We start from the raw sequence: 24391 nt of genomic DNA, 5'->3' as shown, positions 1-24391 counted from the left end.
CCAGAAGCGTGCAATGCGGCAAAGTGAATTATTGGCTAAACACAGCCCTTACCCTAACCCTCTCCCAGAGGGAGAGGGGACCGACCGAGGTGTTTCAAAGAGGTACGCCGACGTGCAATACCGAGTCGAATTCAGATCCTGAATAGCCCGGCAATCGGCTCCCTTTCCCCCTCGCCCCCCGGGGGAGAGGGCTGGGGTGAGGGGGAAAAGGATCTACAGAACACCACAAACTCCAAGCCGAACCCCCAATAAAAAACGACCCTGAAAAGGGCCGTTCTTCCGTGCATCAAAAACTCAAGCCCGCAACGTCCGCGTCATGCGCAACGCCAGTAGACTCCCGCCCACAATCACACCCGCCAGCAAATACAACGCCGCATCCGTCGAACCCGTGCTGTCCTTGACCCAACCCACCAGATACGGACTGAGAAACCCGGCCATCTGCCCCATCGAGTTGATCAACGCCAGCCCACCGGCTGCAGCACCGACACTCAACATGGCCGTCGGCACTGGCCAGAACATCGGCAGGCCGGTCAGTGCGCCCATGGTGGCAATGGTCAGGCCGAGGATCGCAATCGCCGGATTCGCCGCGAAATTCACCGCGATCACCAGACCGATCGCGCCCATCAGCATCGGCACCACTAAATGCCAGCGGCGTTCTTTGCGCAGGTCCGCCGAGCGCCCGACCACCAGCATGAACACCGCCGCCAGCAGATAAGGAATTGCACTCAGCCAGCCAATCACCAGGTTATCGCTGAAGCCAAGGTTCTTGATGATCGACGGCAACCAGAAGTTGATCGCGTACACGCCGCTCTGGATGCAGAAGTAAATCAGGCCGAACGCCCAGATCGCCGGCTTCTTGAACACCGCCAGCAGCGAGTCGGAGGTGGTTTTCGGTTTGTTCGCCAAATCTTCGGCCTGATCCGCTTCCAGCACTGCACGCTCATGCGGGCTCAGCCACGTGGCGTTGGCGAAGCTGTCGCTCAGCAGGAACCAGGCGAGGGCGCCGAGGATTACCGTTGGAATGCCTTGCAGCAGGAACATCCACTGCCAACCGGCCAGACCGCCCTGGCCTGCAGCAAAGTGATTGAGGATCCAGCCCGAGAAAGGGCTACCGAGCAAACCGGACACCGGGATCGCCGACATGAACAGCGCCATGATCCGCCCACGGCGGAAGGTCGGAAACCACTGCGAGAGGTACAGCACGACGCCCGGGAAGAACCCGGCTTCAGCCGCACCGGTGAACAGGCGCAGGGTGTAGAACTCGGTCGGGGTGGTGACGAACAACAGGCAGGTCGACAGCGTGCCCCAGGTGATCATCATCAGCGCGATCCAGCGCCGTGGGCCGAATCTGGTCAACGCCAGATTGCTCGGCACGCCGCACAGCACGTAGCCGATGAAGAAGATACCGGCACCGAGGCCGTACACGGTTTCGCTGAATTTCAGGGCATCAAGCATCTGCAATTTGGCAAATCCAACGTTGACCCGGTCGAGGTAGTTGAACAAGTAGCAGATGAAAATGAAGGGGATCAAACGCAGGGTGATGCGTTTATAAACGGCGTTTTTACCGTCATCGATGGTCTGGGTAGCTGCGGCGCTCTGCGACATAGCGGCTCTCTCTTTATTATGATTTTTTGCGATGCAAAGGGTAACGTTGATCGCCCCGAGAGTCTCGGCCACCTTTGGCTGGATTGTCTTTGTGCCTGCGCACAGGGTTTGCCGTCAGACCCTGTGCGGGTGAACAACCGCCAGTGCCATAAATCAAGGATTGCCGCCGCTATGTTTGAACTCGATCACGACCTCGCCCAGGACATCGTCGACCGGGCCATGGCCATTTTGCCCTACAACGTCAACGTCATGGACAGCCAGGGGTTGATCCTCGGCAGTGGCGAACCGGAGCGCATCAATACTCGTCACGAAGGCGCGCAACTGGTGCTGGCCAACGGTCGTGTGGTGGAGATCGATGCGCAGACCGCCGTGCATTTAAAAGGTGTGCAACCGGGCATCAACCTGCCGCTGTTGCTCGATCAACGCTTGATCGGTGTGCTCGGCATCACCGGTGAACCGGAGCAATTGCGCACTTACGCCGAACTGGTGCGCATGACCGCCGAAATGCTCGTCGGCCAGCGCAATCAACAGGCCGAGCAGCAATGGCGGCGCCAGCGTTGTGATGATTTGCTGGCGCTGCTGTTGAGCGAGGCGGGGGACTCGCCGCGTCTGGTCGATGAGGCGCAGCAACTGGGGCTCAAGCCGCAATTGACGCGAGTGCCGTATCTGTTCGAGCTGGGCCTTGAACATGGACCTGGGCAAACCGTCGAGGCGTTGAGTGCCTGGCTGACGTCGCGTTATCCCGATAGCTGGTGCGTGAGTTCGGCGAAGTCATCGCTGTTGTGGTGCCGCCCGGCAAGTCAAAACGTCGAGCATGATCGCTTGCTGGAAAAACTCGACAGCCTCGGCTGGAAGATTCTGCGCATTGCCGTGGGCGGGCAGGCCGATGGACTCGCCGGGCTGCGCCGTTGTTATCGCCGCGTGGGCGACTTGCTCGCCTATGGTCGCGAAGTGTTGCCGCATTCGCGATTGCTGACGCTGAACCGTTATCGATTGCCAGTGATGTTGTGGCGGCATCGTAACGATGATGCACTGGACGAATTGCTTAAGCCGCTGCGCAAGGTGATTGCCAAGGACGGCAACGGCCAGTTGCTGGCGACGTTGCGCAGTTGGTGCGAGCACGATGGCCAGAGTCAGGCCTGTGCCGATGCCTTGGGCATTCATCGCAACAGTTTGCGTTATCGGATGGAGCGGATTGCTGAACTGAGCGGGGTTGATCCGCTGCGGCTCGATGGGATGCTGGCGCTGTATCTCGGGGTGCAACTTCTTCCCCAGACTGATCCGAACTGATTGGGCGCCTTTAAGGAAGCCTTCGCGAGCAAGCTCGCTCCCACAGGGGAATGCATTTCAAATGTGGGAGCGAGCTTGCTCGCGAAGGGGCCGGAACATTCAACATCAGATCTTTTTGTGAAAATGAACAATAAACGCCCCCGCCACTTGTGCAGCGGACAGGCGTCAAGGCGCATGCCGACTGGCAGCATGAGGGGCATTGCAAACGGAGAATTCCCATGAAGATCGTCATCGCCCCCGACTCGTTCAAGGACAGCCTCAGTGCCCAAGGCGTCGCCGAAGCCATTGCCCTCGGCCTGGCCCAGGTCTGGCCGCAGGCAACGATGATCAAATGCCCGATGGCTGATGGCGGCGAAGGCACGGTCGAATCGATTCTGGCTGCTTGCGAAGGCGAACTGCGCCGCACCCGCGTGCGTGGCCCGCTGGGCACAGCCGTCGACGCCGCGTGGGGCTGGTTGCCGCATAACCACACGGCAATCATCGAAATGGCCGAGGCCAGCGGCTTGCAATTGGTGCCGCTGGGACAACGCGATGCCTGCATCAGCAGCACTTTCGGTACCGGCGAACTGATTCGTGCGGCGCTGGATGCCGGCGCGCACCGGGTGATTCTGGCGATTGGCGGCAGTGCCACCAACGATGGTGGTGCCGGGGCGATGCAGGCGTTGGGTGTGAAATTGCTCGATGCGCAACATCAGTCGCTGGTGCCCGGCGGCTTGGCACTGGCGCAACTGGCGCAACTGGACCTGAGCGAACTCGACCCGCGACTGGCGCAGGTGCGTTTCGATATCGCCGCTGATGTGAACAATCCGCTGTGTGGCCCACACGGTGCCTCGGCGATTTTCGGCCCGCAGAAAGGTGCATCGTCGGCGCAAGTGCAGCAACTCGATCAGGCGTTGGGGCACTTCGCCGAACTGTGTGCGCAGGCGTTGGGCAAAGATGTCCGCGACGAACCGGGCAGCGGAGCGGCGGGAGGTTTGGGCTTTGCGGCCAAGGCTTTTCTCGGCGCGCAGTTTCAAGCCGGGGTTGAAGTGGTTGCCGAACTGGTCGGCCTCGCCGAGGCGGTCAAAGGCGCTGATCTGGTGATCACCGGAGAAGGGCGATTCGATGCGCAGACGTTGCGCGGCAAGACCCCGTTCGGCGTCGCACGGATTGCCAAGCAACACGACGTGCCGGTGATTGTCATCGCCGGGACATTGGGCGAGGGTTATCAAGACCTCTACGATCACGGTATCGATGCGGCATTCGCCGTGACCAGCGGCCCAATGACGCTGGAGCAGGCCTGCGCCGAAGCACCGCGCCTGTTGCGTGAACGGGCGACGGACATCGCCCGCGTCTGGCAGATGGCCGCCAAACGCTGAGCCAGATCGGCAGCTCCTACACCAAGCGACCAACTGTGTTTCATTGTTGTAACACCCGGAAAAATAATTTCTCTTGACCCGCAATCTTCCTAAAGCCTGGCCGATACAGATAACAGGCGCGCACCCAACTTCCTGAAAACAGCGACGCCAGACTGAGCCCGTCCCCCTAGGGCCAGTGACGACGCATGGACGCTCGTGGTTTCTATCTTTCGAGAGCTCAACTATGTCCCTGCGTAACCTGAATATCGCGCCCCGTGCCTTCCTCGGTTTTGCCTTTATCGCCTTGTTGGTGATCGTGCTCGGCGTGTTTGCCGTCAACCGCATGAGCACTATCCGTCAAGCCTCGATCGACATGGAGACCAACCAACTGCCCAGCGTGACGAACCTTGGCGTGGTGACGGAAAACGTTCTGCGTCTGCGGATTCTGTCGTTCCGGATTCTGGTCAACCGTGACCCTGCCGGTCTGCAAGAGGCGCAAACACGCATTGGCGTGCTGGTAGACAAGGTACGCAGTGCTCAGGCGAGTTACGCTGCGCTACCTGCCGAGGCCGATGAACGTGCCTTGTATCAGGCTTTCGCGACGACGCTCGACAACTACCTGCAAGCGCAAAACCAGATGATGGAGCTATCGAGTCAGGACAAGATCGATGAGATGCGCACGCTCATCAACACGCGGATCAAGGACGGCACCGACCAGATGGGCGAACAGCTCAACAAGCTGATCGCAATCAACGCCGCAGGTGCGAAAGTCGCCTCGACTCAGGCCGGTGAGCATTACGACAGCGCCATTACCGGCATCGTCATTGTTGCCGTGATTGCAGCGTTGGCGACGGTGTTGTTGGCACTGCTGCTGACCCGCAGCATCGTCACCCCGCTGAACCGCGCCGTACTGGCCGCGCAAACCATTGCCGACGGTAACCTGAGCAAAACCATCGAAGTCGACGGCAAGGACGAAGCGACGCAGTTGCTGCAGGCGCTCGCCACCATGCAGAGCAACTTGCGCAAAACCATCGAACAGATCGCCGGTTCCGCCACACAACTGGGCGCCGCTGCCGAAGAGCTCAGCGCGGTGACCGAAGAAGCCTCCCGTGGCCTGCAGCAGCAGAACAACGAAATCGAACAAGCCGCCACCGCCGTCAACGAGATGACCGCCGCTGTCGAAGAAGTGGCGCGCAACGCCGTGTCGACCTCCGAAGCCTCGAACCAGTCGACCCACGCCGCCCGCGAAGGTCGCGATCAAGTGGTGAAAACCGTCGACGCGATCCAGACCATGACCCACGACGTGCAGAACACCGCGCAGATGATCGAAGGCTTGGCCGCGCAGGGCCGTGATATCGGCAAAGTGCTCGATGTGATCCGCGCCATCGCCGAACAGACCAACCTGCTGGCGCTCAACGCAGCGATCGAAGCCGCCCGCGCCGGTGAGGCAGGGCGTGGTTTTGCCGTGGTCGCGGACGAGGTTCGGGCATTGGCTCATCGCACCGCGCAGTCGACCCAGGAAATCGAAAAAATGGTCGCCGGCATCCAGAACGGCACCGGCGAAGCGGTGTCGTCGATGCAGCAAAGCAACCAGCGCACCCAGACCACCCTGGAAATGGCCCGCGCCGCTGGGGTTGCGCTGGAGCAGATCACCCAGTCGATCCATCAGATCAACGAACGCAACCTGGTGATCGCCAGCGCCTCGGAAGAGCAGGCGCAAGTCTCGCGCGAAGTCGACCGCAACCTGGTCAACATCCGCGATCTGGCCACGCAATCGGCCGCCGGGGCCAACCAGACCAGCGCCGCGACCCACGAACTGTCGCGTCTGGCGGTGGATTTGAACGCCATGGTGGCGCGTTTCGTGATTTGAGATACGGTGAAGGCTGGAGACCGCGCAATCAGGAGACGTACATGCGCTATTCAGCCTTGACCCAACGAATCGCCGGGGAGGGAGCCGCTGCCTGGCAGATTCACGACCGAGCGCTGGAGCTGCGCGCCGAGGGTGTCGATATCCTGCTGCTGAGCGTGGGCGACCCGGATTTCGATACACCGCTGCCGATTGTCCACGGCGCGATCGACAGTTTGCTGGCGGGCGATACCCATTATTCCGAAGTGCGTGGTCGTCTGGCGCTGCGTCAGCTGATTGCCGACCGCCATCGTCGGCGTAGCGGGCAAGCTGTGGATGCCGACCACGTGATCGTCATGCCCGGCGCGCAATGCGCGGTGTATTCGGTGGCGCAATGTCTGCTCGATCCCGGCGATGAAGTGATCGTCGCCGAACCCATGTACGTCACCTACGAAGGCGTGTTTGGCGCGTGTGGCGCGACGGTGGTGCCGGTGCCGGTGCGCCCGGAAAACGGTTTTCGTGTCGATCCGGTCGACGTCGCCGCGCGTATCACCCCGAAAACCCGCGCCATGCTGCTCAACAGTCCGAACAACCCCAGCGGCGCCAGCCTGTCACTGCTGATCTGGCAAGAACTGGCGGCGCTGTGCATCCGCCATGACTTGTGGCTGATCAGCGACGAGGTCTACAGCGATTTGCTTTACGAAGGTCAGCACGTCAGCCCGGCGAGTCTGCCGGGCATGGCCGAACGCACGGCAACAATCAACAGCCTGTCGAAATCCCACGCCATGACCGGCTGGCGCATCGGCTGGATGATCGGGCCGAAGTCGTTGGCCGAGCATTTGGTCAATTTGTCGCTGAGCATGTTGTTTGGCCTGCCGGATTTTGTGCAGAAAGCCGCAGAGATTGCGTTGCAGTCAGACCTGCCGGAAGTGACGCAGATGCGCGAGGAATATCGCCTGCGCCGGGATCTGGTGTGCGAACGTTTGAGCGGTTGCCCGGGGCTGTATCCGATCCGTCCGGATGGTGGCATGTTCGTGATGGTCGATGTGCGCCAGACCGGTCTCGGCGCACAGGCGTTTGCCGAACGGTTACTGGAGGGCTATGGGGTTTCGGTCCTCGCCGGTGAAGCGTTCGGGCCGAGCGCGGCGGGGCATATCCGCATTGGTTTGGTGGTCGATCGGGTGAAACTCGCGGATGCCTGTGCGCGGATTGCCTTGTGTGCGGCGCAGCTGTTACAGGCGCGTAGTGCCTGATGGTTTTGGGTTACCTGTCCCGGCCTCTTCGCGAGCAAGCTCGCTCCCACATTGGATATGCATTCCCCTGTGGGAGCGAGCTTGCTCGCGAAGGCGGCATGACTGCCACCCTAGAGTTCAGCCCTGCCATGCCAATGGATTCACCAGATTCGCCGGCTTCTCCCGAGCCAATGCCGCCAACAGATTCTCCACCGCACACCGCGCCATCGCCTCGCGCGTCTCATGCGTCGCCGAACCCATGTGCGGTGTCGCCACCACATTATTCAGCTGCAACAACGGCGAATCGTGATTCAGCGGCTCACGCTCAAACACATCCAGCCCCGCCGCCCGAATCCGTTGATGACGCAGCGACTCGATCATCGCCGCCTCATCGACCACCTTGCCCCGCGAGATATTGATGAAGATGCTTTCCGGGCGCATCAGCGCGAACTGCTCGGCGCCGATCAAACCTTCGGTCTGCGCCGTCAGCGGCAACGTCAGGCAAATGAAGTCAGCCTGCTTGAGCAGATCTTCGAGGCTGCGGTATTGCGCATCGAATCGCGCCTCGACCGCCGGTTTGCGCGACTGGCTGTGATAGATCACCGGCATGCCGAATCCGAAATGCCCACGCTGCGCCAACGCCTCGCCGATACGGCCCATGCCGATAATCCCCAGCGTCTTGCCATGCACGTCGGTGCCGAAATGTGCCGGGCCGATATTGCGGTTCCATTGGCCGCTGCGCACCATGTTCGCCAGTTCGACCACACGCCGCGCGGCGGCGAGGATCAGGGCGAAACCGGTGTCTGCGGTGGTTTCGGTGAGCACGTCCGGGGTGTTGCTCAGCAAGATCTTGCGCTGACTCAGGTAATCGATGTCGTAGTTATCGACGCCGACTGAGACGCTAGCGATAGCTTCGAGTTGCGGTGCCAGATCAAGCAACGCCGCATCAAGTTTCAGGCTGGCGCCGAGCAAACCGTGGGCGCGGGGCAGGGCGTCGCGCAGTTGCATCAGACCGTCGGCGTCGAGGCTTTCGATCAGCGTGACTTCGCACTGTTCCTGCAGACGCGCCATCAGCGCGGGCGAAAGTTTCTTGTACAACACGACCTGTTTTTTCATGGCAAAAGTCTCTTCAGGAATGCGCCGGCACGGCACGCGTGGCGACGGCTTTGGCGACGACGCGATCACTGGCGCCGGGCTTGAGAAAAATCGTCAGGATCACCGACAGCAGCAACGCGCCGCTCATCAACAGATACGAAGCGCCGGGCGAGCCGGTGGAGCTGTTCAGGTAACCGACCAGGTACGAGCCGCCGAACGAGCCGAGCGCACCCATGCTATTGATCAGCGCCATGGCGCCACCGGCGACGTTGGCCGGAAGAATCTCCGGGACGATGGCAAAGAACGGCCCGTAAGGTGCGTACATGCAGGCGCCGGCAATCACCAGCAGCGTGTACGACCACCAGAAGTGTTCTGCGCCCAGCGCGTAGGAGCCGTAAAACGCGATGGAGGCGATCAGCAGCGGTGGCCAGACAAAGCGTTTGCGCTTCTGCAACTTGTCCGAACCCCACGACACCAAAAGCATGCCGATCACCGCCGCCAGATACGGCAGCGCCGACAGCCAGCCGGCCTCGATCATGTCCATTTGCGCGCCGGCCTTAAGAATCGATGGCAGCCACAGTACAAAGCCGTAAACGCCGATGCTCCAGCAGAAAAACTGCAGCGCGAGAATGATCACCTTCGGCGAACGGAATGCCTCGGCATAGTTTTTCACCGCTTTGATCCCGACCTGTTCGGCCGCCAGTGCGCTTTCCAGATCCTGCTTTTCCTGCTCGTTGAGCCACTTGGCCTGCGCTGGACGATCATCGGCCAGACGCCACCAGATAAACGCCCACAGCACCGCCGGCAGGCCCTCGATGATGAACATCCAGCGCCAGCTGAAATGCTGCACCAGATACCCCGAAACCACCGACATCCACAGCATCGTCACCGGGTTGCCAAGGATCAGAAAGGTATTGGCCCGTGAGCGTTCGGCACGGGTGAACCAATGGCACAGATACACCAGCATCGCCGGCATCACCGCCGCTTCAACCACGCCGAGCATGAAGCGGATGACGATCAGCCAATAGGCGTTGGAGACCACGCCGGTCAACGTGGCGAGAGCACCCCAGAGAATCAGGCTGACGAAAATCAGCTTCTTCACGCTGTGTTTTTGCGCATAGATCGCACCGGGCACCTGGAAGAAAAAGTAACCGAGGAAGAACAGCGCACCAAGCAGCGAAGACAGGCCCGGGGTGATCATCAGGTCTTCGGCCATGCCCGATGCGGCGGCGAAGCCGTAGTTGGCGCGATCCAGATACGCCAGGCTGTAGGTGATGAACACGATAGGCATGATGTACCACCAGCGGCGGGTGGCGAGGGTTGCGGTTTTCATGGGTCTTGCTCCTGAGCTTGTTGTTTTTGTCGCAGCAGGTTCAATTGATCAGTTGTCTGTGACGGCCCCATCGCGAGCAGGCTCACTCCTACATTTGAAATGCGTTCCCTTGTAGGAGTGAGCCTGCTCGCGATCGGCGCCTTCGAATTCAGTGAGGAGTTCAGCCCGGGTTGGAAGGCCCTCCATATCCCCGCGACTCTGCACCGCCCGACTGCCAATCCAGTTCGCACGCTGCACCGCCTCGGCAAAACTCTGGTGCTCAAGCAGGGCACTGATCATCCCCACCGCAAAACCATCACCGGCACCGACCGTGTCGACGACATGCGCCACCGGCACACCGGCGACAAACCCCGATGCCAGATGCGTTCGGTAATAAGCGCCTTGCGGGCCAAGCTTGATCGCCACCGCTTCGGCACCTTGATCAAGATAAAACGCAGCAATGTCCGCAGGGTCTTCGAAACCGGTGAGCAAACGACCTTCACTCAACCCCGGCAGCACCCAATGGGCAAGGGCGGCGAGGCGGTTGATCTCGCCGATCATCTCGCGCTCGCTGGCCCACAGGCTCGGGCGCAGATTGGGATCGAACGACACGCTGCGTCCGGCGTTGCGCATGCGTGTCATCAATTCAAAGGACATCTCCCGCGCCGAGGCCGAGAGCGCTGGAGGAATGCCAGTCGCATGAAGATGGCGAGCACTCAGCAAACTGGCCGTGATCGACTGCGGCGACAAATGACTGGCCGCCGAACCGCGCCGGAAATACTCGACCTGCGGGTCGCTGCCATCGTCATTGCGCGATTTGAACTGGAACCCGGTCGGGTGCTGTTTGTCGACGTCGACGTGACTGCAATCCAGACCCTCCTTGATCAAGGTCTCGACCACAAAGCGTCCGAGCGAATCGTCGCCGACCCGGCTCAGCCACGCGACCTTGAAACCCAGGCGCGACAGCCCGATCGCGACATTGCTGTCGGCCCCGGCGATACGCTTGTGAAAGTGCTCGACCGCCGCCAGATCACCGGTCTGCTCGGCGACCAGCATCGCCATGGTTTCGCCGAACGAAAGAATATCGATCTCAGACATGAGCAGACTCCAGACGCGATTGGCCGAGGCGGGCGAGGGCGGCGACGTGCTCGGTGGTCAGTTGCACCAGATCATCGCCCTGCAACGGATATTCGGCGGCGCGCATAACGCCTTGGGCCATGTGCCGCAACAGTTGTTCCCATAGATGCAGGTCACTGACGGCCGGCGGCACCGCCACCAGTTTGCCGTCGGCGCGACGGGCCACGGCTTTGCAGTGCACATAACCGACATGCCGGCCGAGCAGGCGGGCGGCGCTGGCAGCGGACTGGTCCTGCCACTGCCAGTTGCCGATGTCGAAGGTCATCTTGATTGGCACGTTGTGCTGCTCGACCGCGGCGAAGAAGCGCTGAAATGGCTCGATCCGACCGCCGTGCAGGGTCTGGTCGTTTTCCACCAGCAACTGCACCGGGCTGAGCTTCAAGCGTTCGGCCAGGGCTTGCAGATCGTTGGTGTCGGTGAAGTAGCCGAGGGAGACTTTCAGCCATTTCGAGTCGAACGCTTCGGCTTGTTGCAGTGCGGTGATCAACTCGGGATTGGGCTGCGCCTGCCCGGCCAGCCACAGTTCGGTCGGCGAGGAATAGATGCTTAGCAAGCCCTGCGCCTGCGTGGCCTGCGCCAGTTGCGCCGGGTCTTCGCGCGTCAGCAGCTCTTCGCGCCATTCGATGCGATTGGCCCCGGCGGCAGCCAGAACATCAATGAAAGCATCCTGCCCGCGCTGACGCACAAGCTCGGCGCCGTAGCTGGACAGGCTGATGGAAACGTCGGGTTTATTCATTGTTATTGACCTCTGAAACCGGTTTCATTTTTGTTCAAAAAAATATCAGGTGTTTCTGTGTTGTGCTCGCGAAGGCGTCAGATCAAGCACTACCAACCTCACGGGTTGACCCACGCTCAACCAGCGCCGGCGCAAAATCCACCACCCGCGCCACCTCATCATCCCCACGCAAGCGCATGAGCAAACACTCAAACGCCCGCGCGCCGATCTCCTGCGTCGGCTGAGCCAGCGCGGTAATCCCGCTGCCCACCAACGGATACCAATCCAGATCATCCAGGGCAATCAGCCCGACATCCTCAAACAACCGCACACCCATCTCCCGCAATGCCGTTGTGGCAGTAAGCGCCGCCACACCATTGGCGCAAAACAATGCTTTCGGGCCGTCGCCGGGAGTGTTTAAAAAGGTTTGAAGTTGCGTGTTCAGGTCATCGCCGGTTTCCAGCACCGCCCCGGCCAGGTTCGAATGCAGCGCGATCTGCGCCTGAAAACTGCTGACCCGCTCGATCCGCGAGCTGGTGCCGTCATACGGTTCAGTCACCAGCACCAGATCCCGATAGCCACGTTGCTGCAGATGCGTAAGCGCCATGCCGACAGCCTGCGGGTTGTTCAACCCAACCATGTCGCTGTCCAGTCCGTCGACCTTGCGATCCACCAGCACCAGCGGCATCTCCCGGCGCAGCTCGTGCAGTTCGTCACGGTGATGGCCAAGGGTGTTCACGATCAACCCTTCGATGTTGTACGAGCGCAACAGGGCCAGGTGCTGGCGTTCCTGCTCGTCATCGCGGTCGGTGTTGCACACCACCAGGCTGTAGCCGTGCGCTCGGCAGGCGGTTTCCACCCCGTGCATCACGGCAATCGAATAAGGGTTACGAATATCGGCCACCAACATGCCGATCAGGCGCGTACGTCCGCGTTTCAGACCACGGGCCATTTGGTTAGGGCGATAGCCGAGTTCGGCAATGGCTTGCTCGATGCGCAGGGCAATGGCATCGGAGAGCAGGGCGCGATCATCGCCGATGAAGCGCGAGACGCTGGCCTTGGACACCCCGGCGCGTTCGGCGACGTCGAGCATGGTCACGCGGCTGCGCTGGGCGGTTGAGAAGTCGTTCATTAATGAACCTTGTTGTTATAGGAATGCGCTGAAACCGGTTTCAGGAGATCCGATTTGCAGGAAAGTCGTCAAGCGATTTTATCTGCTGACAGGGCGATATTCCGACAGGCGGTCGAAATACCTGTCAGATATGACAGTAGGCAAGAAGTCTGACACGACGTCTAATCGGACCGAGGCTTTTCATCAATTCCAATAGGTATTAAGGGGCTTTGACGTATGTCTAATCGAGGGCCGCTAAACTTTAATCCACCGAGAGTCATCGGTGTAGAAGATGCCGATATTGACCCGGACGGATATATCCCGCTGGATTTGTTACTGGCAGGAATCGACGTGGTCATTCCCCTGTGGCCCAGTTACGCAACGCTGCCTGATGATAGGGACATTTTAACGGTTTACTTTGATCAGCCAGGGCAGCCGCTGTTCAAGATCGAAAATATCTACACAGCAGCGGACATCCAGCCAGAATTTATTATTCGTATCGATGCGAGCTTTCTGCAGGTTAACGGCGTTGGTCAGTTGCGCTACGAGGTTTTGGATACTGCGGATCAACTCTCAAAGTCAGATCCTCGCAATCTAACAATTGATCACACCCCCATTCCACGAGATCTCGAGAAGCCGGATTGCCCGGATAAAGATGACCATGGATATCTGAACTGCGACACATCTCCGCCTTTATGGGAGGGCGTTAAAGTATCTGTTCCCCCCTTGTCGGGATTCAAAGTTGGAGATCGAGTTGAGTTGCTTTGGAGAGGTTATCCAAGTTTAAACGGAAGTAATGTGGAGTACGTTAGGGCTCGCAAGAAAAGTATCCGTTTTCCACTGAGCGAGAATGATATAAAAGACGGGTACTCGCTGGTGATCGAGCCTTACGATGTTCATATAAAACCCATGGTGAAGAACTCTTCAGCGCTCGTTCAGTATCGGGTTTTTCGCGGCCGGAGACTCATTGGAGTCTCCAAAGTCAGAGTGGTTAAAATTGATCGAATAGTTGTTGGCGAGGAATTTCCATGCGGGCCGTAAAGTATGGAGCGAAAGTGGTAAGTAATAAGTGTGGGATAACCAAGAGACTAGAAAGATTTCCTGATATGCAGACGTATGGAGAGAACCATGAACGCTATAGTTAAAAAGGCACACCTGTCCAGGCTGGCGGCGCTGAAAGCAAGGTCCACCGTGCATAACGCTGTGGATGCGGATCCGCCATTGGCTGTTACATTCCCTGCGCAAACACTACTTCCTGATTTGCGCATCCCGATTGCTTCTCTTAACGGTGATTTGGAATATGTGGTGCCAAAGCCGGTAATTGAGGACGACGATGATTCATTTCAACCACAGATTCGAATAGCAGGTACGACGACGTGGCTGGACGTTGTTGATTCAGCTGATCCAGACTCTCCGTATATCATTCCCGGTGCGGTCACTGGTCGAGACTGGACGGTGCCCTACAAGATTCGACGCAGCTTGTTTAGAGAGGAGCTTACGCCCGAAGCGCCTACCCAATGGGAGTTCCGATATATTTTCTTTGCTGGCGGTATTAATGATGTCGCATCCAGTACCGCTACCTTCGCCATCGATCTTACACCGCCCTACAGAGTAAAAACCCCGCCCGGCTCCGACCGAAACCCCGGAGCGCCTACATGGCCTGCCGATTTAGGGCCGACTGTTCCCATTGATGAAGCCTACCTCGAAGGCAAAACCCATATCATCGTCAAGCCCGCGATTCCCGCAAACTACGAGGCAACTGACGTTTACAGATTTTTCTTCGGGCCTGCGCCGGATCCCGGCCGCGATACTCCCGTATTTAATGCTGTACTGTCGGCGGCTCGGGAAGCTGCAATTGAAGTCAAAGTGTTTGTCGATGCCGCTGATGGTCCTCATCAGCTTATTTATGTGTCCAAAGATCTGCCAGGAAATGAAGGGCGCCGATCAAACTTCAGTCAGCGTACCGTTCAACATGCCAAGGATCCCGATCCCGATACGGTGGTACCACCGATTGTCACGCTGGCAAATGGTACCGATGGCGACAACTTGATCGATCTTGCAGACACTCAGTTTGATTCTCAAGGTGTGGAGTTCAAGGTCAAAGTGCCTACTCCCAATGCTCCAGCGGATACGATTGCCGGCTACTGGGGGGGGCAACAGGTAGGCACCGAGCAGCGCGTGGGTGCCAATACCGAACTGACGTTTTACGCCCCCTATGATCTGGTCAAGCAGGTATACGGCGATACCGATGGCATCGTTAAAACCAATGTCAGTTTCAATATGTTTCGTGGTATCCGTCCGTTGGCTGACTCAAACGTTGAAATCGATGTTGATATTTCATATATCGGTCCGGATCCAATAACCATTGGTCTGGAGGCGCCAACGCTGAAGACAACTGCGGGCACTGACAACGCAATCGAGGAGGGTGATTACGGAGATAACGCCATTACTGCGACTATCAAACTTTTTGCTGCCCCCCCGACAGAGGAAGGTTGGCTGATCGATCTGTTTTATGACGACATCCAGATTGGCGACCCCATCCCGTTAACAACAGGTCAAGAGGGCAAGGAAATAACTCATGTCATTCCTTGGTCTGTTATTCAACAGCAGGAAAGTGGGCCCAAGGTTCTACGGTATACCCTCTACACTCCGGGCTCGAACAACCCAACTCCGTCGAGACCGAGGGATATCCCGGTCGACCCATTCCCGATTGAAATGGCTGCGCCGGTAATATTGGGTCTGGCGGGGTCGGTAAGAAGGATTGGATGCTCCACCTTGAACTTCCCTACGGAGACTGTCCCAAATGATGGTACCGCGAGACGAAATTTGCTCGTTCGTGTATTGCCCAATACGTATACGGTCGATGGTGAAACCATTACTTTGAAGTATCAGGCATTTGAGCGGGCGGAGCCGACGAAACCTATTCCCAATACAGATGCAACGGCGACTTACCCAATCTCGGGGACATTTCCTACCGATGGTGCGCTAATCAATATTGGTGATTACGAGGAAGATTTCAAACCGGCTCATATGCAGCTTGGCAGGTTGACTTATTCCATTTCCCGCGGGGGAGCTGGTAATAATCCGACACCAGACTCGCTGCCTGCTGAGAGCACGCTGGATCTGGATGACAGTCAAGGTCGTTTTTGTGAGGAATTTATTCCCGTGACAAATCCATGATGGATGATTTTTGGGGGGGCGATCGCAAAGTTTGTGACCGCCTCCTCCGATTACTTACATCTGATATTAAAACTTTTAGCCCGAAAGAATTTTCGCCAACTAATTGAGGATAACTCCTACATAAATTTATGAGTCTTCTCTATAGCCTTGCGCCCCTCCAGGAATGGCTACGACTGCCATTTCACCAGTCAGACAGCAGGTATTCACTATGCGGGGTAAGTCATTGTCGGGTCCAGGCCGTTCGCGGCGTTACATAGTTTTGAGCCCATCGTTGTTGGCAATTTTGAGTGCCTGCGCCAGCGCGGCTCCGGTGGTGGGCCGCGAGGAAACGGTAAACGGCGGCACGCCGGAACGCTGGGACCTTTCCCAGAACGCCACGCTGACAGTCAACGGTGCGCAAACGCTGGCCATCAACTCTGAAAATTCCACATTGATCGTGAATCCTGGTAGCACAACGCAGCAGATCTCGGCTCGCGAAGGGTCAACGGTCAATCTGAGCAATGCGACCGTTTCGGCTACCGGGGGCTTGGCGGCGGTCTTTTTAAGTAGCTCTCAAGCGACGATCGACGGCAGTTCGATTACCGGAAATCGCGTTGGACTCCAAGTGGTTCGCGATGCCAATACACAGGACGGCTCCAATGTTTCTGTTACCAATGGCACGAAGATCACTGGTGTGACCGGGGGAGCGTTGGTCAGTGCCTTCAGCGTCCTGAACCTCAGCGATTCCGACCTTCTCGGCACCGGAGCCAGCAGCTACGGACTTCGGCTGAATAGCGGTCAAGCCACGGCCCGAAACAGCTCTATCATTGGTGGTCGAGAAGGCGTCGTCATCGATGCCGATCTCAATCAGGTTCAACCGGCGACGTTGAATCTTGAGAACACTACAGTGCAAGGCAAAACCGGCGCTGCCATTCTGGTCGACTTGGCTAACACCACGGATTCCACGGCGGCCATTACGTTGACCAACTCGCGCTTGCTCGCTGGCAACGGCACCTTACTGGATGTCCGAGGCGGGGCGGATGCCTCGCTGGTGGTCAACGACAGTACGCTCAATGGTGACATCGTCACGGAGCAGGGCAGCACCACAAAGTTGACTCTGCAAAACAACTCGAAGCTGACAGGCCAATTGCAAAATGTGGCCAGTGCCACGATCAATGACAGTTCCCAGTGGGTACTGACGGGTAATAGCAGTATCGACCAGTTGAGCCTGAACAACGGTGGCTCGGTGGTCTTCGGGGCTGCCGACGCCTTTTATCAACTCAACGTAACGTCCTTGTCTGGCAATGGCCGTTTTGTGATGGGCACCAACTTCACCACGGGTGAAACGGATGTGTTGAATGTCACGGGCACCGCCCAAGGGACACATGAACTGCTGATCGCCAGCAGTGGGCTTGACCCTGCTAGCGGACAACCTGTCCGCGTGGTGCAAACCGCAGGCGGCGACGCTCGGTTTTTCATGAGCCGTGATGTCGATCTGGGGACGTATTCCTATGGTCTGGCGAAAAGTGGCAACGACTGGATACTCGATCCCACTACGCGGACCATCAGTCCTGGGGCTCGCTCCGTACTCGCCCTGTTCAACACGGCCTCAACGGTATGGCTGGGCGAATTGACTTCATTGCGCACGCGTATGGGCGAATTGCGCTTCAACGGTGGTCAATCCGGCGCGTGGGGGCGTACTTACACCAACAAGTACAACATCGCCGATGGCTCGGGTGTCGGCTATCAGCAACGTCAGAGCGGGTTTACTTTAGGGGCGGATGCGCCGCTGCCGGTGGGTGACGGGCAGTGGCTGGTCGGGGTGATGGCAGGTCAGAGTCAATCCGACCTCGATCTTGACGCAGGCACCTCCGGGAGCGTGGACAGCTACTATGTGGGTGGTTATGTGACCTGGCTGGATGCGCAAACCGGTTATTACTTTGATGGAGTATTGAAGGCCAACCGCTTCAACAATGATGCCAAGGTAGGGCTGAGTGATGGAACGCGGGCCAAGGGTGACTACGACAATTCCGGGGTCGGTGGTTCGGTGGAAATCGGTAAACACATCAGTCTTGCTGACGGAAACTTCCTGGAACCCTACACGCAATGGTCTGCAGTGGTCATTGAGGGCAAGGACTATTCCTTGAGTAATGACCTGCAGGCAGAAGGTGATCGAACTCGTTCATTCATCGGTAAAGTGGGTGTTACTGCCGGTCGAAATATCGAACTGGATCAGGGGCGGATTTTACAACCTTATATTCGACTTGCCTGGGCACATGAGTTTGCAAAGAACAATGAAGTCCAGGTGAATAACAATGTGTTCAACAATGACCTGTCCGGCTCTCGTGGGGAACTGGGTGCTGGCGTCGCTGTAGCGATAGCCAGGAGTTTCAGCGTGCATGCCGATTTCGAGTACAGCAACGGCCGGTACTTTGAGCAGCCCTTGGGTGCCAACATCGGAATTCGCTATATCTGGTGAACGAGGCAATAAAAAAGGAAGCAAAAGCTTCCTTTTTTTGTTTGCCGGTATTATGGTTATGCGGCGATCAACCGATATCCACGCAATTTCATGATGTCTCCCTTTGCTGCGAATCTAACCTCCAAGGTTAGTTCTTTCTCCACATCGTCGTCTCGATTCTCCACCACGACGTTGTTCAAGTTCCCGGAAAGAGTAGCGGAATCAGGATCATAAGCGATGATGGTTGTCCCCGAACGCTGAGTATAAGTTACAGGCTTGGCTGGATCGCTGTTGTCGACAAATGTCAGGCGAACCTCATGGGATGTTGGTGTCAGTTCGTAGCTGTCATTCGGCAGGTTTTTGGAGAAGGACAGGGTGATTTCTTTGGTCGTAAAGTCCATTTTACGCTGACGAGCAAACATTACGTAGGCCTCACCATGCGGCAGCGGGAAGGTTTGCTCGGAGAGTTCAACCAGGCTTGCTTCAAACTGTTCTACGGCGTTGATTGTCCCTACACACTCACCTGTGCCGATTGCATTTCTACGTTTGAGAATTTTATTGATCATTTTTGCGGTCTCCATGTCATGACGAGATATCCCGTGATTAAAGGAAACTTTCGGGATGAGCTATCAGAGCGCTAATGAGGCCAACTGTAAACTGTCAGACTTGACAGTTTACAGTTGGCCAGAAGTGTGGTTTCCGAAATTTGGTTATTGGCGAAGGTTAGTTTTGATGGGGAACGTGATTTAAACGGGTCAGGCTCCCGATCATCAGGTTAGCGGATCTGCGCCGCCCGCTTGGAAGGACGGTCTCTGTGGACAATAAAATAATCAGCCAAACAGTCCCGCCGCAATATTGATTGAAAATCCCAAAATAGCCGTGTTGAACACAAACCCGATCAGTGATTGCGCCAAAACGATTTTGCGAATATCCCGCGTTGCAACACCTACATCCGCCGTCTGCACCGCCACGCCGATGGTGAACGAGAAGTACAAGAAGTCCCAATAGTTGGGCGTGGTAAGCCCTTCAGCAAAACGCAACGCCGGCTCCTTGCCATCCCAGGTGTAATACAACCTCGCGTAGTGCACGCAGAAAATCACCCCGATCAGCAGCCACGAACCGATTACCGTCAGCGCGGTAAAACCGTAGTGCATGAGCTTGCGCGTGGTTTCCAGATCTTTGCTGCCCGCGAGTTCGAAGGTGATGGTCGCCAGACTGGCCAGTGCAGCGATGCACACCACGAAAAGCACCAGCCCGGCATTTTCGTCTTCGACCTCAGCGATACGTTTGACGTCCGGCGCCTTGGCGCGCACGGTCAGCCAGAACATCAGGATCAGGTAAGTCCAGACACCGGCGTTCCAGCCGATGAGGATTTTGCTGACGATGGAATCGGCGGGGGCCAGCAAACCGCTGGCGAGGCCGAGGAGGGCGGCGGCGGACAGGCGAGGGTGGGTGCGGGCGAGGAAGCGCATGGGGACTCGATGGGCCAGGGTGGTTCAGACACCTTAGCCCAGCGATGGCCGGTGTGACCACAGTGCTGGATGTTTGCAGAATCTCTGTGGGAGCGAGCCTGCTCGCGAAGGCGTCCGGTCAGTCAACATCGACGTTGAATGTACCGACGCTTTCGCGAGCAAGCTCGCTCCCACAATTGGTATCAGTGGGGTTTGGTGAAGCGTTGTACGAGCTTCATGACGACGACGAAGAAGACCGGCACGAAGATCACCGCCAGCGTCGCGGTAATCATCCCGCCGATCACTCCTGTACCGATCGCTTGCTGACTCGCCGAACTGGCACCCGTGGCAATGGCCAATGGCACCACGCCGAGAATGAACGCGAGCGACGTCATCACGATCGGCCGCAAGCGCAAGCGAGCAGCCTGCAACGTCGCATCAATCAGATCGTGACCTTCGTCATACAAGCTCTTGGCAAATTCGATGATCAGGATCGCGTTCTTCGCCGACAGACCGATGATGGTGATCAGGCCGACCTTGAAGAACACATCGTTGGGCATGCCGCGCAATGTCACCGCCAGCACCGCGCCGAGCACGCCCAGCGGCACTACCAGCAACACCGAGGTCGGAATCGACCAGCTCTCGTACAGCGCCGCCAGACACAGGAACACCACCAGCAACGACAGCCCAAGCAGAATCGGCGCCTGATTGCCGGACAAGCGTTCCTGCAACGACAACCCGGTCCATTCCTGGCCCAGTCCTTTCGGCCCCTGCGCCACCAGACGTTCGATCTCCGCCATGGCCTCACCGGTACTGTGCCCCGGTGACGGTTCGCCGGAAATCGCGATCGCCGGATAGCCGTTGTAACGGGTCAACTGCGCCGGGCCTTGAATCCAGTTGGCCTGCACGAACGCTGACAGCGGCACCATGTGCCCGGTGTTGTTGCGTACGTGCATTTTCAGCAGATCGGCCACCTGGCTGCGTTGATCGCCTTCGGCTTGCACGACAACACGCTGCATGCGCCCCTGATTGGGGAAATCGTTGATGTAGCTGGAGCCGACGGCAGTCGACAGCACGTTGCCGATATCGGCGAATGAGACGCCAAGGGCATTGGCCTGCTTGCGGTCGACCACCAATTGCACTTGCGGCGCTTCGGCCAGCGCACTTTCTCGCACATTCATCAGTACAGGGCTTTTCTCGGCGGCTGCGAGCAGTTCGGTGCGCGCCTGCATCAAGGTCGCATGGCCGAGGCCGCCGCGATCCTGCAAACGGAACTCGAAGCCGCTCGATGTGCCGAGGCCATCCACGGGCGGTGGCAGCACCGAGAACGCCATGGCGTCTTTGATTTCAGTCAGTGCGATATTGGCGCGATCGGCAATCGAGCTGGCGGCATCATCACTGCCGCGCTGCGACCAGTCCTTCAGCGTCGAGAACGCCAACGCTGCGTTCTGGCCGCTACCGGAGAAGCTGAAACCGAGAATCACCACCGTGTCACTGATCCCCGGCTCGCTGGAGTTATGTGCCTCAAGCTGTTCAGCCACGGCCACCGTACGATTCTTGGTCGCACCGGGCGGCAGTTGAATATCCGTGATGGTGTAGCCCTGATCTTCCACCGGCAGGAACGAGGAGGGCAGACGCGCAAAGCACAGGCCCAGGCCAACCAGCAGCACAGCGTAAATCAGCAGGTAACGGCCGCTGCGTTTCAACGCATAGCCGACCCAGCCCTGATAGCGATCAGTCAGGCGCTCGAAGCGGCGGTTGAACCAGCCGAAGAACCCGGATTTTTCGTGGTGTTCGCCCTTGGCAATCGGCTTGAGCAGCGTCGCGCACAGTGCCGGCGTCAGGGTCAGGGCGAGGAACGCCGAGAACAGAATCGATGTCGCCATCGACAGCGAGAACTGCTGGTAAATCACCCCGACCGAGCCTTGCATGAACGCCATCGGAATGAACACCGCGACCAGCACCAGCGTGATGCCGATGATCGCGCCGGTAATCTGCGTCATGGCTTTGCGTGTGGCTTCCTTGGGCGACAGGCCCTCGGTGGCCATGATCCGCTCGACGTTCTCCACCACGACGATGGCGTCGTCCACCAGAATACCGATGGCCAGGACCATGCCGAACATGGTCAGCACGTTGATCGAGAAGCCCAGCGCGAGCATGGTCGCGAACGTGCCCATCAGCGCCACCGGCACCACTAGCGTCGGGATCAACGTGTAGCGCACGTTCTGCAGGAACAGGAACATCACCGCAAACACCAGCAGCATCGCTTCGCCCAAGGTGTAAATCACTTTGGTGATCGAGACTTTGACGAACGGCGAAGTGTCGTACGGAATCTTGTATTCCACGCCCGCCGGGAAGTAGCGCGACAGCTCATCCATCTTCGCCCGCACCAGGGTCGCGGTGTTCAGCGCGTTGGCGCCCGGCGACAGTTGCACGCCGACTGCGGTCGACGGTTTGCCGTTGAGACGCGTACCGAACTGGTATTCCTGACTGCCGATCTCGACCCGCGCGACGTCACCGATGCGCACGGTGGAGCCGTCGCGATTGGCCTTGAGCACAATGTCGGCGAACTCTTGCGGTGTCGACAACTGACCTTTCACCAGAATCGTCGCAGTGATTTCCTGGCTGGACGGATTGGGCAGATCACCGATGCTGCCAGCGGACACCTGAGCGTTCTGCGCGACGATGGCGGCGTTGACATCGGCCGGCGTCAGGTTGAACGCGATCAGCTTCTGCGGATCGATCCAGATGCGCATGGCCCGTTCGGCGCCGTACAACTGCGCCTTGCCGACACCGTCCAGACGCTTGATCTCGTTCATCACGTTACGCGCCAGATAATCGCTGAGCGCCACGTCATCGAGCTTGCCATCGCTGGAGGTCAGGGTGATCAGCAAGAGAAAACCGGACGAGACTTTTTCAACCTGCAAACCCTGCTGAGTCACCGCTTGCGGCAGGCGCGACTCGACCACCTTGAGGCGGTTTTGCACGTCGACTTGCGCCAGCTCCGGGTTGGTGCCCGGCTGGAACGTGGCTTTGATCGTCGCGCTGCCGAGGCTGCTTTGCGATTCGAAGTACAGCAAGTGATCGGCGCCGTTGAGCTCTTCCTCGATCAGGCTGACCACGCTTTCATCGACGGTCTGCGCCGAGGCGCCGGGATACACGGCGTAGATTTCGATCTGCGGCGGGGCGACATCGGGGTATTGCGCCACCGGCAACTGCGGGATGGCCAGCGCACCGGCCAACAGGATGAACAGCGCGACGACCCAGGCAAACACCGGGCGGTCGATAAAGAACTGCGGCATAGAAAAGCGTCCTGCTTACTGACCAGAGGTCTGGGCAAGTGGAAGAGGGGTGTCGTCGATCTGCACGGTTTCGCCGGGGCGGGCGTGTTGCAGGCCTTCGATGACGATGCGGTCGCCGGGCTTGAGGCCGCCGGTGACGATCCAGCGATTGTTCTGCACCGCGCCCAGTTGCACTGGTTGCTCAGCGACGCGCATCTGCTCATCGACGGTCAGCACCTGAGCAATGCCGGCGCTGTCACGCTGCACGGCACGCTGCGGCACGGTAATGCCGTTCTGGATGGTTGCCTGTTCCAGACGCACGCGGATGAAACTGCCCGGCAGCAAGTCGAGATCCGGATTTGGGAATTCGCTGCGCAGGATGATCTGACCCGTGCCCGGGTCAACGGTGATGTCGCTGAAGAGCAATTTGCCTGGCAGCGGATACAGGCTGCCGTCATCCTGAATCAGCGTGGCTTTGACCTGATCCTGGCCGACTTCCTGCAGTTGCCCGGAACGGAATGCGCGGCGCAATTCGTTGAGTTCACGGGTCGACTGGGTGAGGTCGGCGTGAATCGGGTTGAGCTGCTGAATCAGCGCCAGCGGCGTGGTTTCGTTCTGCCCGACCAGTGCGCCTTCGGTGACCAGCGCACGGCCGACGCGACCGGAAATCGGCGCGGTGACGGTGGCATAACCCAGATTCAGTTTCGCCCGCTCGACGGCAGCCTTGTTGGCCGCAACGTCAGCGGCGGTTTGCCGGGCATTGGCGCGGGCGTTGTCGTAGTCCTGAGCGCTGATGGCTTTGTCATCGATCAACTGGGCGTAGCGTTGCTCTTGCAGTTTCGCTTGAAAGGCATTGGCTTCTGCCTTGCGCAGCGCAGCTTCAGCGCTGTCGAGGTCAGCCTTGAACGGCGCCGGGTCAATGCGGAACAGCACGTCGCCTTTTTTCACGTCGCTGCCTTCGCGGAAGCTGCGTTGCAAGACCACACCGGCCACCCGTGCCCGTACTTCGGCAATCCGTGGTGCGGCGATGCGGCCGCTGAGTTCGCTGCTGATTGTCAGGGGATGTGCTTCGAGCGTCTCGATGCGCACCGTGGCCGGTGATGCCTGATCCTCGGCTTTCGAGGATGAATCACAGGCGCTCAGTGTCAGCGCCATCGCGATCAGGCCGAGTCCGGCCAGCAGTTTCTTCGACATGTACAACCCCCAATATTGATGTCCGCATCCTACGGGCAGACGCCGAGATTAGCGGTGAAGCTTTGTAGGCGCTGTGTGAAATTGTGTAAGGGTTTTGCTCAGGGATGGGCCAGGGCGTATATCCTTCAGGTCTTGAATTCTTTTGTGACGGTTAAACCGCTTTCGCGA

The 24391-nt window shown here is 58.5% G+C and carries 17 protein-coding genes; 7 read left to right on the top strand and 10 right to left on the bottom strand.

What is annotated here, in order from left to right; genetic code table 11:
* Window positions 1–294: 294 nt before the first annotated feature.
* Entirely contained in the window at window positions 295–1605 is a 1311-nt protein-coding gene (locus tag AB4O11_RS24390) for an MFS transporter (protein WP_460128984.1), read from the bottom strand.
* A gap of 171 nt (window positions 1606–1776) precedes the next feature.
* Here AB4O11_RS24390 and AB4O11_RS24385 point away from each other — a divergent pair, with 171 nt between their 5' ends.
* The 4 genes from AB4O11_RS24385 (at window position 1777) to AB4O11_RS24370 (ending at window position 7331) form a co-directional block, all read left to right on the top strand.
* Window positions 1777–2895 carry a sugar diacid recognition domain-containing protein gene (locus AB4O11_RS24385; protein WP_320336682.1) on the top strand — a complete coding sequence of 373 codons (1119 nt, stop codon included), beginning with the start codon at window positions 1777–1779 and terminating at the stop codon, window positions 2893–2895.
* A gap of 218 nt (window positions 2896–3113) precedes the next feature.
* Complete coding sequence (locus tag AB4O11_RS24380) at window positions 3114–4253, top strand: glycerate kinase (protein ID WP_093431131.1); 1140 nt, start codon at window positions 3114–3116, stop codon at window positions 4251–4253.
* 223 nt (window positions 4254–4476) lie between these two features.
* Entirely contained in the window at window positions 4477–6102 is a 1626-nt protein-coding gene (locus AB4O11_RS24375; protein WP_460128981.1) for a methyl-accepting chemotaxis protein, read from the top strand.
* A gap of 41 nt (window positions 6103–6143) precedes the next feature.
* The gene (locus AB4O11_RS24370; protein WP_186621448.1) at window positions 6144–7331 is read left to right on the top strand and encodes a pyridoxal phosphate-dependent aminotransferase; all 1188 of its coding nucleotides are present in this window, start codon (window positions 6144–6146) and stop codon (window positions 7329–7331) included.
* 117 nt (window positions 7332–7448) lie between these two features.
* Here AB4O11_RS24370 and AB4O11_RS24365 read toward each other — a convergent pair whose 3' ends face one another.
* From AB4O11_RS24365 to AB4O11_RS24345, 5 genes are all read right to left on the bottom strand, one after another.
* Window positions 7449–8426, bottom strand: a complete 978-nt coding sequence (locus AB4O11_RS24365; protein WP_460128979.1) for a 2-hydroxyacid dehydrogenase — start codon at window positions 8424–8426, stop codon at window positions 7449–7451.
* A gap of 13 nt (window positions 8427–8439) precedes the next feature.
* Entirely contained in the window at window positions 8440–9738 is a 1299-nt protein-coding gene (locus AB4O11_RS24360) for an MFS transporter (RefSeq protein WP_460128977.1), read from the bottom strand.
* 48 nt (window positions 9739–9786) lie between these two features.
* Window positions 9787–10815 (bottom strand): sugar kinase, encoded by a 1029-nt coding sequence (locus AB4O11_RS24355; RefSeq protein ID WP_460128975.1) that lies wholly within the window; start codon window positions 10813–10815, stop codon window positions 9787–9789.
* Window positions 10808–11590, bottom strand: a complete 783-nt coding sequence (locus tag AB4O11_RS24350) for a sugar phosphate isomerase/epimerase family protein (protein WP_460091056.1) — start codon at window positions 11588–11590, stop codon at window positions 10808–10810. Before AB4O11_RS24350 ends, AB4O11_RS24355 begins: the two co-directional genes overlap by 8 nt.
* Before the next feature lie 82 nt (window positions 11591–11672).
* Entirely contained in the window at window positions 11673–12701 is a 1029-nt protein-coding gene (locus AB4O11_RS24345) for a LacI family DNA-binding transcriptional regulator (RefSeq protein ID WP_460128973.1), read from the bottom strand.
* 216 nt (window positions 12702–12917) lie between these two features.
* Here AB4O11_RS24345 and AB4O11_RS24340 point away from each other — a divergent pair, with 216 nt between their 5' ends.
* The 3 genes from AB4O11_RS24340 to AB4O11_RS24330 all read left to right on the top strand — a co-directional run bounded on the left by AB4O11_RS24340 (window position 12918) and on the right by AB4O11_RS24330 (window position 18318).
* Window positions 12918–13721, top strand: a complete 804-nt coding sequence (locus tag AB4O11_RS24340; protein WP_460128972.1) for a hypothetical protein — start codon at window positions 12918–12920, stop codon at window positions 13719–13721.
* Between the two features lie 87 nt (window positions 13722–13808).
* Window positions 13809–15860, top strand: a complete 2052-nt coding sequence (locus AB4O11_RS24335) for a hypothetical protein (RefSeq protein WP_460128970.1) — start codon at window positions 13809–13811, stop codon at window positions 15858–15860.
* A gap of 208 nt (window positions 15861–16068) precedes the next feature.
* Complete coding sequence (locus AB4O11_RS24330) at window positions 16069–18318, top strand: autotransporter outer membrane beta-barrel domain-containing protein (protein ID WP_460128968.1); 2250 nt, start codon at window positions 16069–16071, stop codon at window positions 18316–18318.
* 56 nt (window positions 18319–18374) lie between these two features.
* Here the strand turns inward: AB4O11_RS24330 and AB4O11_RS24325 are convergent, their stop codons facing one another.
* The 4 genes from AB4O11_RS24325 to AB4O11_RS24310 all read right to left on the bottom strand — a co-directional run bounded on the left by AB4O11_RS24325 (window position 18375) and on the right by AB4O11_RS24310 (window position 24223).
* Entirely contained in the window at window positions 18375–18863 is a 489-nt protein-coding gene (locus tag AB4O11_RS24325) for a hypothetical protein (RefSeq protein WP_460091051.1), read from the bottom strand.
* A 264-nt stretch (window positions 18864–19127) separates the two neighbouring features.
* Window positions 19128–19769 (bottom strand): DUF1345 domain-containing protein, encoded by a 642-nt coding sequence (locus AB4O11_RS24320; protein ID WP_460128966.1) that lies wholly within the window; start codon window positions 19767–19769, stop codon window positions 19128–19130.
* Between the two features lie 182 nt (window positions 19770–19951).
* Window positions 19952–23050, bottom strand: coding sequence for a multidrug efflux RND transporter permease subunit (locus AB4O11_RS24315; RefSeq protein ID WP_460128964.1), 3099 nt, complete (start codon window positions 23048–23050; stop codon window positions 19952–19954).
* Between the two features lie 15 nt (window positions 23051–23065).
* Window positions 23066–24223: an efflux RND transporter periplasmic adaptor subunit gene (locus AB4O11_RS24310; RefSeq protein ID WP_460128962.1), complete on the bottom strand. Its 1158-nt coding sequence runs from the start codon at window positions 24221–24223 to the stop codon at window positions 23066–23068.
* Between the last annotated feature and the right edge of the window lie 168 nt (window positions 24224–24391).

The sequence above is a fragment of the Pseudomonas sp. H1_D05 genome (assembly GCF_054682705.1).
Note: the sequence above shows the minus strand (reverse complement) of the source record. Positions and strands in the feature narration are given on the sequence as shown.

Bases quoted from the DNA above. Each gene is read 5' to 3' on its own strand.
- AB4O11_RS24390 (WP_460128984.1), bottom strand. From the start codon at position 1,605: ATGTCGCAGAGCGCCGCAGCTACCCAGACCATCGATGACGGTAAAAAC.
- AB4O11_RS24385 (WP_320336682.1), top strand. From the start codon at position 1,777: ATGTTTGAACTCGATCACGACCTCGCCCAGGACATCGTCGACCGGGCC.
- AB4O11_RS24380 (WP_093431131.1), top strand. From the start codon at position 3,114: ATGAAGATCGTCATCGCCCCCGACTCGTTCAAGGACAGCCTCAGTGCC.
- AB4O11_RS24375 (WP_460128981.1), top strand. From the start codon at position 4,477: ATGTCCCTGCGTAACCTGAATATCGCGCCCCGTGCCTTCCTCGGTTTT.
- AB4O11_RS24370 (WP_186621448.1), top strand. From the start codon at position 6,144: ATGCGCTATTCAGCCTTGACCCAACGAATCGCCGGGGAGGGAGCCGCT.
- AB4O11_RS24365 (WP_460128979.1), bottom strand. From the start codon at position 8,426: ATGAAAAAACAGGTCGTGTTGTACAAGAAACTTTCGCCCGCGCTGATG.
- AB4O11_RS24360 (WP_460128977.1), bottom strand. From the start codon at position 9,738: ATGAAAACCGCAACCCTCGCCACCCGCCGCTGGTGGTACATCATGCCT.
- AB4O11_RS24355 (WP_460128975.1), bottom strand. From the start codon at position 10,815: ATGTCTGAGATCGATATTCTTTCGTTCGGCGAAACCATGGCGATGCTG.
- AB4O11_RS24350 (WP_460091056.1), bottom strand. From the start codon at position 11,590: ATGAATAAACCCGACGTTTCCATCAGCCTGTCCAGCTACGGCGCCGAG.
- AB4O11_RS24345 (WP_460128973.1), bottom strand. From the start codon at position 12,701: ATGAACGACTTCTCAACCGCCCAGCGCAGCCGCGTGACCATGCTCGAC.
- AB4O11_RS24340 (WP_460128972.1), top strand. From the start codon at position 12,918: ATGTCTAATCGAGGGCCGCTAAACTTTAATCCACCGAGAGTCATCGGT.
- AB4O11_RS24335 (WP_460128970.1), top strand. From the start codon at position 13,809: ATGAACGCTATAGTTAAAAAGGCACACCTGTCCAGGCTGGCGGCGCTG.
- AB4O11_RS24330 (WP_460128968.1), top strand. From the start codon at position 16,069: ATGCGGGGTAAGTCATTGTCGGGTCCAGGCCGTTCGCGGCGTTACATA.
- AB4O11_RS24325 (WP_460091051.1), bottom strand. From the start codon at position 18,863: ATGATCAATAAAATTCTCAAACGTAGAAATGCAATCGGCACAGGTGAG.
- AB4O11_RS24320 (WP_460128966.1), bottom strand. From the start codon at position 19,769: ATGCGCTTCCTCGCCCGCACCCACCCTCGCCTGTCCGCCGCCGCCCTC.
- AB4O11_RS24315 (WP_460128964.1), bottom strand. From the start codon at position 23,050: ATGCCGCAGTTCTTTATCGACCGCCCGGTGTTTGCCTGGGTCGTCGCG.
- AB4O11_RS24310 (WP_460128962.1), bottom strand. From the start codon at position 24,223: ATGTCGAAGAAACTGCTGGCCGGACTCGGCCTGATCGCGATGGCGCTG.